This is a genomic window from Catellicoccus marimammalium M35/04/3 (assembly GCF_000313915.1).
GTDB lineage: Bacteria > Bacillota > Bacilli > Lactobacillales > Catellicoccaceae > Catellicoccus > Catellicoccus marimammalium.
Window position 1 is genome coordinate 44,048 of sequence record NZ_AMYT01000017.1, and the last position, 12,360, is coordinate 56,407.

Annotated in this window: 10 protein-coding genes; 4 read left to right on the forward strand and 6 right to left on the reverse strand. The window is 32.6% G+C overall.

The genetic code is table 11. The features are described 5' to 3' along the window. Positions 1 to 5: 5 nt before the first annotated feature. From aroB to C683_RS03040, 4 genes are read right to left on the reverse strand one after another with little or no spacing between them, the layout of a single operon-like run. Positions 6 to 1,070, reverse strand: coding sequence for a 3-dehydroquinate synthase (aroB, locus tag C683_RS03025; protein WP_009489868.1), 1,065 nt, complete (start codon positions 1,068 to 1,070; stop codon positions 6 to 8). A 1-nt stretch (position 1,071) separates the two neighbouring features. Continuing rightward, complete coding sequence (aroF, locus tag C683_RS03030; RefSeq protein WP_009489869.1) at positions 1,072 to 1,920, reverse strand: 3-deoxy-7-phosphoheptulonate synthase; 849 nt, start codon at positions 1,918 to 1,920, stop codon at positions 1,072 to 1,074. Positions 1,921 to 1,953: 33 nt separating this feature from the next. Further along, positions 1,954 to 2,787 carry a shikimate dehydrogenase family protein gene (locus C683_RS03035; RefSeq protein WP_009489871.1) on the reverse strand — a complete coding sequence of 278 codons (834 nt, stop codon included), beginning with the start codon at positions 2,785 to 2,787 and terminating at the stop codon, positions 1,954 to 1,956. After that, positions 2,780 to 4,465, reverse strand: a complete 1,686-nt coding sequence (locus tag C683_RS03040; protein WP_040388631.1) for an Rqc2 family fibronectin-binding protein — start codon at positions 4,463 to 4,465, stop codon at positions 2,780 to 2,782. Before C683_RS03040 ends, C683_RS03035 begins: the two co-directional genes overlap by 8 nt. A gap of 477 nt (positions 4,466 to 4,942) precedes the next feature. On the opposite strand from C683_RS03040, the gene C683_RS03045 reads away from it, so the two are divergent. From C683_RS03045 to C683_RS03060, 4 genes are all read left to right on the forward strand, one after another. Continuing rightward, positions 4,943 to 6,040 (forward strand): alanine dehydrogenase, encoded by a 1,098-nt coding sequence (locus tag C683_RS03045; protein WP_009489875.1) that lies wholly within the window; start codon positions 4,943 to 4,945, stop codon positions 6,038 to 6,040. 53 nt (positions 6,041 to 6,093) lie between these two features. Next, on the forward strand, positions 6,094 to 7,086 hold the full coding sequence (tdcB, locus tag C683_RS03050) for a bifunctional threonine ammonia-lyase/L-serine ammonia-lyase TdcB (protein ID WP_009489877.1): 993 nt from the start codon (positions 6,094 to 6,096) through the stop codon (positions 7,084 to 7,086). A 94-nt stretch (positions 7,087 to 7,180) separates the two neighbouring features. Then, on the forward strand, positions 7,181 to 8,518 hold the full coding sequence (locus C683_RS03055; RefSeq protein WP_009489879.1) for an APC family permease: 1,338 nt from the start codon (positions 7,181 to 7,183) through the stop codon (positions 8,516 to 8,518). 862 nt (positions 8,519 to 9,380) lie between these two features. Further along, positions 9,381 to 10,820 (forward strand): hypothetical protein, encoded by a 1,440-nt coding sequence (locus C683_RS03060; RefSeq protein ID WP_009489881.1) that lies wholly within the window; start codon positions 9,381 to 9,383, stop codon positions 10,818 to 10,820. Between the two features lie 16 nt (positions 10,821 to 10,836). Here C683_RS03060 and C683_RS03065 read toward each other — a convergent pair whose 3' ends face one another. Together C683_RS03065 and nrdF are read right to left on the reverse strand one after the other, a co-directional pair. Continuing rightward, positions 10,837 to 11,328 (reverse strand): dihydrofolate reductase, encoded by a 492-nt coding sequence (locus C683_RS03065; RefSeq protein WP_009489883.1) that lies wholly within the window; start codon positions 11,326 to 11,328, stop codon positions 10,837 to 10,839. A 59-nt stretch (positions 11,329 to 11,387) separates the two neighbouring features. Beyond that, a complete protein-coding gene (nrdF, locus tag C683_RS03070; protein WP_009489885.1) occupies positions 11,388 to 12,359 on the reverse strand; it encodes a class 1b ribonucleoside-diphosphate reductase subunit beta in 972 nt (323 codons plus the stop codon). Position 12,360: the final 1 nt, after the last annotated feature.

Consider the following 12,360-nt stretch of genomic DNA (forward strand, 5'->3'; position numbering starts at 1 on the left):
CTCCTCTATTCTAAGATTTCCCATAATTCTTCATAAGAAATCGTTTTAAAAAAGCTTTGACCAATTTCGTTCACTAAAACAAGTGTGATTTCATCTTTCATTCCTTTTTTATCACGAACGATGTATTCAAAAATTTCATCCATACCGACTTCATCATATTCGGTTGGTAAGTGGAATTTTTCTAATAATTGAATTAATTCTTCAATCATGGTTTCGTTTTCAATCCATTGTTCTTTATACGCAAGCTGTAGAATAGCAACCATACCGATGGCTACAGCTGCCCCATGGCGAAGTCCTTTATAATCGTCAATGGCTTCTAATGCATGAGCAATTGTATGGCCAAAGTTCAATTTGCGACGTAAACCATAATCATAAGGATCTTGTCTTACAATATCTGCTTTTTGTTGGCAAGCTCGAGTGATGATATAAGGTAATTGAGCAAAGAATGCTTCTTTTTCCAATGGTAAAGTTTGTAAATGTTCCCAAAGTTCTTTATCGCCAATCATTGCCATTTTAATGACTTCCGCTAATCCTTCTGCTAAATAAGGCCATTCTAAGGTTTGTAGCATAATTGGATCAATAAAGACCGCATCTGGTTGATAAAACGCTCCTACTAAGTTTTTGCCAAAAGGTAAATTAACCGCAGTTTTTCCTCCAATACTGCTATCGACTTGAGCTAATAAAGTTGTTGGAATTTGTAAAAAAGGAATTCCACGCATATAAGTAGCTGCGACAAATCCAGTTAAATCACCGACAACTCCTCCTCCTAAAGCGATAATGCCATCTCCACGATTGAATCCTTGTTCAGCTAATCCTTCATATAATTGTTCCGCGATTTCTAGACTTTTGTTTCGTTCCCCTTCAGGAAATGAAAACAAGAATACTTCAAACCCTTCTTTTTGTAATTGTTCTTGTAATTCATCATAATACAGCGCTTGAACCGTATAATCGGTGACTACCATTACTTTTCTTGGTGTCCAATAGTGACGAATTTCTTTTCCAATTGTTTGAAAAAGATGATTTTCAATTTTTACTTGATAATTCGGTTGGGTGTTTACTTCTACTTCCATTTTAGGAATCCTTTCTATCATAAATCGATTGAACAACGGGGAGTAAGGCATCTACCTTTTGAGAAAGTGAAGCCCATTGTTTTAAAGATAAAGATTGTTCTCCATCACTCAATGCTTCTTCTGGGTGTGGATGAATCTCAATAATAAATCCATCTGCTCCTGCGGCAACCCCAGCTAACGTTAAAGGTTCTACATATTCTTTTTTCCCTGCAGCATGACTTGGGTCGACTAAAATAGGATAGTGACTCAAGCGATGAATCACAGGAACCGCACTGACATCAAAGGTATTTCTTGTTTTTGTTTCAAACGTACGAATTCCACGTTCGACAAGAATAATTTGTCGATTTCCTTCGTTTGCGATATATTCTGCGGCACTTAGCCATTCATCAATGGTGGCACTTAATCCACGTTTTAAAAGCACTGGCTTGTCTTCTTTTCCAATGGCTTCTAATAAACGATAATTTTGCATGTTTCTTGCCCCAATTTGAAAAATATCGGTATATTCTCGAACCATCGCGATGTGTCCTTCATCCATCACTTCAGTTACGACTTTTAATCCATATTGATCTGCGGCTTTACGCAATAATTGTAGCCCCTCTAATCCCAATCCTTGGAAAGAATAAGGATTTGTTCTTGGTTTAAAGGCTCCTCCACGTAGTACTTGTCCCCCTGCTTCTTTTACTGCTTTTGCGGTTTGTAAAATTTGCTCTTCACTTTCCACAGAGCAAGGGCCTGCCATTTTTACAAAATGACCGCCACCGATTTTACAATCCCCAAGATCGATGATGGTATCTTCTTTTTGATATTCTCTACTTCCCAAATAATAGGGATGATTTCTTTTATTTTCCATTTTTTCCTTTATTCCTTTTCTATTGATCTTTCTTTATTTTTCTTCTAACATTGGCCATATCTCTTTTGTTGGTAATGGATGATGGCACCATTTTTCAAAGGCTAATGCTCCTTGAAATACTAACATTCCTAGTCCATTCATTGTCTCTTTACCTTGTGCTTTTGCCTCTTTTAAAAACGTTGAGCATTTCGGTACATAATTTAAATCCAAAATGAGTGCATCTGGATATTGTAAAGAATCTCTTTTCCTTCGTAATAAACTATCTGCGGTTGTATTGACAAAAAAATCTGTCTTTTCTTTCCTAAAATCTTGCGACGTATACGGAAGCAATTGATAGGAAAAAGGAGTTTCTTTTTGTAAAAAATCTAGTTTTTCCTTTGTATTTTGATAATAGGATTCCTTTGTATAGTACACATAGATATTTGTAATTCCAAAAAAAGGAGCTTGTTCAATGATGGAAATTGCGGCACTACCACTTCCTAAAAGAGTCAATGTTTTTCCTTTTAGTTCATACCCTTTTTCTTTTAGCGCCAAGAAAAAGCCTTTCCCATCAGTATTATAAGCTTTCCATAGTCCTTGTTCTTTTACAATGGTGTTGCCTGCCCCTACTCTTTGGACTGTAGAATCTTTGATATCTGCTAACGTAAGCATTGCTTTTTTATTCGGAAAAGAAAAATTCGCACCAATAAATTGTTCTCCATATTGTGCTTCTAACTTTTGAAAATCTTTTTGCAAGGTTTCAGGTGTACTTTGAACTAAAAGATATTCTGCATCTATGTTCCAAGTTTGAAAACCATAAGTGTGCATCCTAGGGGAGAAACTATGAGCCACAGGATCAGCAAATAAAGCTATAATTTTTTTACTCATCTTTTAATGCCTCTACTTTTTCTTTTGTTGGCGTGACCACGGTTGATTTTTGTCCTTCATAAACGACAAAACCTGGTTTTGCGCCATTAGGTTTTCGTAAATGTTTGACTTGAATATAATCTACCGGTACATTGGCTGCTTTTTGGTATTTTGAATAGTAGGCAGCTAATGTCGCTGCTTCTACAATTTCTTCATCCGTAGGTGTACTTGTTTTTAAAATGACATGAGAGCCAGGGATATTTTTAGCATGTAGCCAGTAGTCATTTTTTTGCGCTTTTTTCAAAGATAGTTCATCATTTTGTAAATTATTACGTCCTACATAAATCGGAGTCCCTTTAGAAGTATGGAATTGTAAAGGCTGAGATTTTTTTGTCTTCATACGACGATGTTTCTTTTCTTTTAAAAATCCTTGAGCATACAATTCTTCTTGAATCGCTGGTAAATCTTCTGGAGTCGCAATCTCCATTTGCGCCAAGATACTTTCTAAATATTGATTTTCTTCTTTAGTTTGAGTAATTTGTTGTTGGACAATTTTTACACTTTTTTTCAATTTTTGATATTTTTGGAAATATTTTTGTGCATTTTTATTGGGAGAATATGCAGGATCTAAAGGAATGATGGCATCTTTTCCTTCTTCATTATAATAGTTAGGTAAGGAAACTTCTGTAGCCCCTTTAGGAACTAAATGTAAATAAGTAGTTAACAACTCTCCATATTGTCTCCATTGTTCTGCATCGTTTGCTTCTGATAATTGTTCTTCCAACTTTTGAATTTTTAAAGTGTTTTTTTCCACAATATGACGTAAACGATGAGCAATATCCCCAATTTGTTGTTGCACTCGTGCTTGTTGGACACGTTCACCATAATAAACATCTAATAACTCACTATAAGAAGAAAAGAATTCATTTTCTCCTGGTAAAGACTGATAAGGCATTGGCAATAAATAGTCTTTTCCTTCATAGGTCGTCAATGTAGGAGTTCCTTTTTCTAATTCTTGGAAAAATTGATTCCAAATCATCACTTTTTCTTTTTCTTCATCTAAACGTAAGAAAAGCTCATGAGCTGTATCTTTTCCGATTCCTTGTAATGCAGTTTGAATCTCTTTTGCTGAATGTGCTTCTGTATGTAAAAACTGGAACACTTCTTCTTTTGTCATTTGGAAAGGATTTTTCTTATCTTGGTGAGGTACAGAAAGATAGATTGCACCTGGTAACAAGGTTCGATAAGAATTTTGATGAATTCCTACATGTTTTAAGCAATCAATGATTTTATTTGTTTCTTTTTCTACTAATAGGAGATTACTATGTCGTCCCATAATTTCTAAAATTAATTGATAATATTTTTGATCACCAATTTCATCTCTTCTTGTTAAAGAAAGACAAATCACACGGTCATTTCCTTGCTGTTCAATTTTTTCAATAAATGCCCCATCAATATATTTGCGTAAGGTCATACAAAACAAAGAAGGTTGTTCTTGATTTAAATAAGGTAATGTAGTGCATTGAATACGAGCATATTGCGCATGAGTACATAATAGTAATTTATGATTTTTACCTTTTGCTCGTACAGTTAAAATAATTTCGTTTTCATAAGGACTTTGTACTTTCGTAATTCGTCCTGTTTCTAGTTCTTGCAATTCTTGTTGTACTTGATGTAAAAAAATTCCATCGAATGACATTTTTTTCACCCCATATCCGCCTAATTTATACTGTTTTCATCATACGTGATTTTTATCTATTTGCCAAATGTTCAATCTCCTATTATATAGGAAAATAAAAAAATTTTATTTTGCCTTATTCTTTGTCTTTTTAAGCTAGAAAAAATAAAATATTTTTCTCGCTTAAAAAACAATTATCCCTTATTATTGTTCTTCATTTCATCATTTTCTCTTCTTTTTATCATTTTCATTGCCTTTTCATTTTATGGAAAATATCTTAATTTGATGAAAAACAAAACGCTTAAATCTTTTATTTTATATGGAAAATAAAGGTTATTTTCTCTTTTTCATTTTTATGATGAATGAAAATAGACGAAGTGCAGATAAATCACAAATAAAACGCTTTCATGTTTTTAAAATAATCTTATATAAATCGTATCAGTAATGATTTTTATCGTGTTATAATACGAATGTATCAACGATAAGGAGGAACTTACGATGAAAATTGGAGTAATTAAAGACCCTAAACAAGGAGAAGGTCGCGTAGGAATGACCCCTGAAAATGTCAAAATTTTGACAGCAGAAGGTCATGAAGTTTTAGTCGATCGCGATGCCGGAATTGGTGCAGGTTTTTCAAATGAAGAATATCAAGCTGCTGGAGCAAAAATTGTTGACACAGAAGAAGCTTGGACTGCTCCTTTAATTGTAAAAGTAAAAGAACCTATGCCTAGTGAATATGGTTACTTTAAAGAAGGACAAATCATTTGGGGATTCTTGCATTTAGCCGCTAATAAAGAATGTACAGAAGAAATGATGAAAAAAAATATGTACGCAGTATCAGCTGAAAATTTAATCGTTGATGGAGTACAAACTTTATTAAAACCAATGAGTGCCTTAGCAGGTCGTCGTGCTGCTTATCTAGGTGCTAACTACCTAGAAGCACAATACGGTGGTGAAGGATTATTACTTCCAGGAATTCCAGGAATTGAAGCCGGAACTGCAGTTATCTTAGGTGGAGGAAACGCTGCGGTCAATGCTTGTGACATGTTAATCGGTATGGGTTGCCATGTCATTATTTTAGAAAAGAGCGAAAAACAAATCGCGTATTTAGAAGATCGTTACACCAATGATTCTGTAGAAATCATCCCTTCTACCCAAGAATCATTAGCAGAAAACATTAAAAAAGCAGATGTCTTCATCTCTACTCTTTTAATTCCAGGAGCAAAACCACCAAAATTAGTTACAACCGAAATGGTTCAATCTATGAAAAAAGGTTCTGTTATCATTGATATTGCCATTGACCAAGGAGGTACAGTAGCAACGATTGAAGCACCTACTTCTCATGCTGATCCTATCTTTGTCAAATATGGTGTGGTTCATTACGCAGTACCAAATATGCCTGGAGCTGTTCCTCGTACAGCAACCATTGCTTTATCAAAAGGAAATATTGAATACTTAGTAGATATTGCCAATAAAGGAATCGAAGAAGCAGTAAAAACAAATGAACCAATTCATACCGCAATGAGCGTTTATGATGGAAAAGTAGTTTCTAAAGCTTTAGCAGATTCTATCGGTACAGAATATACCGAATTATAAAAATGATAAATACAAAATAATGATGATAATGATGATGAAAAGAGGAATATATAATGACGAACTGGAAAAAATTACCCGTTAATATTACAGATATTCATGAAGCAAAAAATGTGATTAAACCTTATGCCCGCTTCACTCCCCTAATTAAATCTTATTTTATGTCTAGTCGCTATGATGGGGATATTTATTTGAAATTAGAAAATATGCAATTAACTGGATCTTTCAAATTCCGTGGTGCATTCAATTGCATTTCTCATTTATCTGAAGAAGAAAAAAAACGTGGCGTCATTGCTTGTTCTGCTGGGAACCATGCACAAGGGGTTGCCCTATCTTGTAAATTATTAGGTGTTAAAGCAACAATTGTTATGCCTGAAACCGCACCACAATCAAAAGTCGATGCCACCCGTGGCTATGGTGCTGAAGTAATTTTACATGGTGAATTTTTCGATGAAGCAAAAGAAAAATGCGCTCAATTAGTTGAAGAAAGTGGTCTAGTCTTTATTCCACCTTATGATGATAAATATGTCATGGCAGGTCAAGGAACGATTGGACTAGAAATTTTAGAACAATTATGGGATGTCGATAATATTATTGTTCCTGTTGGTGGTGGAGGAATGATTTCTGGTATTGCGGTAGCAGCCAAATCATTTAATCCAAACATTAAAATTATCGGTGTACAATCAGAAAATATTCACGGAATGACTGCTTCTTATCGTGAAGGAAAAATTACTTCTCACAAAGAAGATAAAACCTTAGCTGACGGCTGTGCAGTAGCTGTACCTGGTACATTAACTTTTGATGTAGTTACAGAAATCGTAGATGATATGATTTTAGTAGATGAAGAAGATATCCAATGCGCGATGAAAGATTTAATTCAACGTGCAAAAATCGTTTGTGAAGGTGCAGGTGCCCTTCCAACCGCTGCTATTGTTAGTGGAAAAATCGATCCTGAAATCTTAAAAGGAAAGAAAACAGTTGCCCTTGTGTCTGGAGGAAATATTGACCTTTCAAAAATCGATGAAGTGGTACAACACTTTATTCGTTAATATAGATCTTAATAGACAATAAATACGGGAGAAGAGGAGAACTCTAGTATCCCCTCTTCTCTTTTCTTATGGATAAAGTAAGGAGATGAATGTTATGACAGAAGAAGTAACCTTAAAAAAAGAAATTGGCTTTTCGGCCGCTCTATCAACCGTAGTTGGAACAGTAATTGGTGCTGGTGTATTCTTTAAAGCTTCTGCCGTTTATGCCACCACTGGGAATGCTGGTCTTGGATTATTAGCATGGCTATTAGGAGGAATTATTACTATCTGTGCCGGATTAACAGGTGCTGAATTAGCAGCAGCAATTCCAAAAACAGGTGGGATGATTGCTTACATTGAACATACTTATGGTACATTAGCATCACATCTTTTAGGATGGGCTCAAACGATTATTTATTATCCAGCAAATATTGCTGCGTTAGCTATTATTTTTGGTACTCAATTTACAAATTTATTCGGTTTAAGTCCTAAAGCAATTTTAATTGTCGGTGCCATTGCTGCCATTTCTTTAACATTTTTAAACTGTTTAGGAAGTAAAATGGGTGGACTAGTACAAACAATTTCTACCATTTGTAAGTTAATTCCTTTAGCTTTAATTATTATTTTTGGTTTGATGCAAAAAAATCCAGAGCATCTATCTTTATTCCCAATGACACCAAAAGATCCAAGTACAAATGCTTTAACAGCATTAGGTTCAGGATTATTAGCAACAATGTTTGCTTATGATGGTTGGATTAACGTCGGAAATATCGCTGGAGAAATGAAAAATCCAAAACGCGATTTACCAAAAGCGATTTCTATTGGTTTAATTTGTATTATGGTTGTTTATGTATTAATCAACATTGCCTTCTTAATGACTTTATCTATTGGATCTATTGCTGGTAACAGCAATGCTGCTAGTGATGTAGCAATGAAATTATTTGGTCCTTTGGGTGGTAAATTAGTTACTATCGGTATTTTAATTAGTGTTTACGGTACAATTAATGGATATACAATGACAGGAATGCGTATCCCTTACGTAATGGCTAAAGAAAATCGTTTACCATTCAGTAACTTATGGAGCAAACTTTCTAAAAAATCACAAGTTCCTGTGAATTCAGCATTATTAATTTTAGGAATTGCGATTATTTATATGTTATCTGGTCAATTTGATATGTTAACAGATATGTTAGTTTTCGTAATTTGGATTTTCTACACAATGACTTTCTTAGCTGTCTTTATCTTACGTAAACGTGAGCCAAGTCTAGAACGTCCATATAAAGTTCCACTATATCCAATTGTTCCTGCGATTGCATTATTAGGTGGTTTATTCATTGTTATTAATACTTTATTTGCACAAACAGGACTAGCTATCTTAGGAATTGTAGTTACTTTAGTTGGACTTGTTTTCTACAAAAAAGATAAAGCTAAAGTCCCAGTGACTGAATCTTAATTCGAATACAATAAATAGAGTACTTCGATAGAGGTACTCTATTTTTTTATGCTCTCATGGCAGGTAATTTGATCTGCCTCTACCCTTTAGATAACAATGAATATTAATCTATGAGTTTATTGATAAAAAATCCAGATTCAATCAATAACGAGCAATTTCGTTCATTATTTGCTTGATGTTTCCTAATAAATGAACTAGTAAAGAAATTTTTTTCTACTATAATAAGTGATGTAGTTATCACAAATATAATTTATTTGAATGATCCCTTCAAAACTAAAGGGAAGCACTATTAAATTGTTTCCGTAGTTTAATTATAGTTATTCTATAATCAAACTAACTATTTATACCCTATATTTATATATCTGTTAACCATTTTACCCCAACCTTTTTTAAATGGTTAACAGAGCTCTTTTATCCATTACCCCTAATACCCTATTATCGATAAAAGAGTTACCCTGAAAGATACAAGCTAGCAATAATTATTGCTAGCTTTTTTTATACTAAAAAAACAATTCAGAATTTTCTCCTTTTGACAATTACTCTTCTTTTTTCTATTTATTTTTTTCTTTATGAGAAACAAATGAAATAAAAAAATAAATTTTTTTGCAAAATTCCTTCTATATCAATAAAAATCAATGATAAATGATAAAATTCTAATTTTATAGAGAATAAATAATGGTGAACATCTCCAAGATATGACAAAACGATAGTAAAAATTCGATAGAGAACTTATATAATATTCATTGTTTTTTTAATTTCTTTTTGTTACAATCGTGTCGAATTATTGTTATAAAAAAATTAAAAAAGAAGAGTGAATTTATCTCATCTTCCATTATTTTACAGTGGAAAGGAGTTTTGGACGTTGGATTTTTATATTGAAAAGGACGTTATTCGTCGTATTAAATTGGTAGAATTCATCTATTCTCATAATCATTGCTTGGTAGATGAAATTTTAAATGAATTGAAAATTAGTTTACAGACGCTAAAAAATGATTTTAAACGTGTTAATATTGATATCGAAGAGTTTATTTTAACAAGTCATATTAATTCAAAAGAAATTAGTATTACTTTTAAAACAAATATTCCTCTATTACAAATTACCCAAAAATTATATAATGAATCAAAATTTGTCCGCTCGTTATATCGAGCATTACATACTTCAGACTTAACAATTGCAGAGCTGCGTGAAGCTGAATTTATATCAGAAAGTAATGCCTTTCGTATTTTAAGTAATGTTAAATTATATTTAACAGAGCATGATATTTTAAAAAATGAAGTACGCTATCGAATGTTAGTAAATGCAACTTATGCTAGAATTGATTTTGCTGATGAGTACATTGATCAGTTTTTATGGCACAAAGCTAAGATAATACTAGAAAACATTATTGACAAACGGACCGTTCATTTTAATGATTTTGATGCTAAAATCGTCATTATGAATATTTATTTAGCCTTATCTAGAAATGAAGAACATCCATTGCAAATTAGTTTACGTCAATTTGCTTTCCTTTTAGAGGATCCAACTTATCCAAAATTAAAAAGAGAATATGAGAAAGAAATGTCTAAAGAAAAAGCCGAAATTGAAGCTGTCTTAACAACTTTAGTCTATCATCAATTTGCAAACTATAAAGATTATACAGTATCTCAACCTTTTCAAAAGACACATTGGAATGCTCTAACTGCACAACATAATCAAGTTTATGCTTTATATATTCAATTAATCACTTTAAGCAGTCGAACAATCATTGATGAAAGTTCTTTCCAACGTCAATTTGAGCGAGTTTTATTTAATGGTTGGGTTGGTATAAATTTATTTACACCACATTTTTTAATTGATAGTCATTCTTTTAACTATCAACAATTCCGCCAGGTTATCCTACGTTGGAATGCTGAAAACCCTATTGCTTTGAATTTACAAGAAAATAGCATTAAAGGCTTTTATTATTTATATAAAAATATTTTAGCAACGCATGATAATTATTATGTATGTAATATTGTCGCAACCAATCAAGACCAGTTTACGTTTATTTTTAATTTCTTTTTCAAATATATTAGTAGTGCACAATTTAAAATCAATTCAACGATTTATTATACTTTGGACGAACTACCAGAAGAATATTTTAATTATCCTTATATTATTATTTGCGACCATTCATTGTATAAAGAGAATTATAAAAATGCGAAGAATTTATTTCCGTTTGCTGTAGATACTATTCGTCAAGATACTCAAAGATTGATTGATTCTATCTTTGAAGATGTCAATTCTTTAAAGACAACTATGGATAAAGATTATTTATCATAAAAAAGAAGCGAGTATTTTACTCGCTTCTTTTTCTTTGCCAAGTCTCAAAGGTAATTTGTGGATAAGGTTTCGTCTGACTTTTTTCTTCTTTTACTTCCACTCTTTCCCATTGTTTATTATCGATATGAGGAGCTTGTACATCTCCTGGATAAGAATGGTGGATGATTGTTCGATAAATAGTATGGCAATAAGGGAAAAATTGTTCAAAAATTTCTTTTCCCCCAATAACATAGACTTCTACTTCTTTCTTGTCTTGCAAATAAGATAATACTTCTTTGATAGAAGAAAAAGTAAGACATCCAGGAATTTCTTTTTCTGTTCGACTTAAAATAATATTGACACGGTTGGGTAAAGGATGTCCTATCCCTTCCCAAGTTTTTCGTCCCATAATCACAATATTTCCACTTGTTTTTTCTTTAAAAAAGCGAAGGTCCTCTGGAACATGCCATGGTAATTTTCCTTGATATCCCATCCAACCTTGGTTATCTTCTGCCCAAATTGCTTTCATTATCGTTTCTCTTCTTTCTATAGATTAAAAGAGTCATTCTTAAAGAATGACTCTTTGTTTTATTCATCAAATAAATGGTAATCGTCTTCTGACATTGGTTCTACTTCACCCATTAAGTAACCATTCCCTACTTGTGAGAAGAAATCATGGTTATTTGTGCTTGTAGAAATTCCGTTCATAATAATTGGATTTACATCTTCCTCTGTCTCAAGGAATAATGGATCAAATCCTAAGTTCTTCAAGGCCACATTAGCATTGTAATTCATGTATTTAATGACATCTTCTGTCCAGCCCATTCCATCATATAGTTGGTGAGCATATTGAACTTCATTTTCATATAATTCATAAAGATAATTATACGTCCACATTTTTAAGCGTTCTTGTTCTTCTTCTGATTGTTCTTGATAGCTTAATTGGAATTTATAGCCAATATAAGTACCATGAACAAACTCATCACGAATAATTAATTTAATGACTTCTGCTACATTTGGTAGTTTATTATTTCCTAAATAATATAAAGGAGTATAGAATCCAGAATAGAATAGGAAGGATTCTAGAAAAACACTAGCCACTTTCTTTTGTAGACCATCTCCATATAAATATACTTCATTAATTAATTTTGCTTTCTTTTGTAAAAATTCATTATTATTTGTCCATTCAAAGATTTCTTCAATTTCTTTCATTGTATTTAAAGTACTAAAAATAGAAGAATAACTTTTCGCATGAACAGATTCCATAAATTGAATATTATTTAGTACTGCTTCTTCTTGGGGAGTACGAATATCTTTACGAATATGTTCGATTCCACTTTCAGATTGCATAGTGTCTAATAAAGTTAATCCACCAAAGACACGTTGTACTAATTCTTTTTCTTGGGGGGATAATGCTGCCCAGTCGTCTAAGTCGTTAGAAATAGGAATACGCGTATCTAACCAAAATTGAGAAGTTAATTTTTCCCAAGCTAATTTATCAACTTCATCAGGTAATTCATTCCAGTTAATTGCATCATAATAATTTGTTTTTTCTGTCATT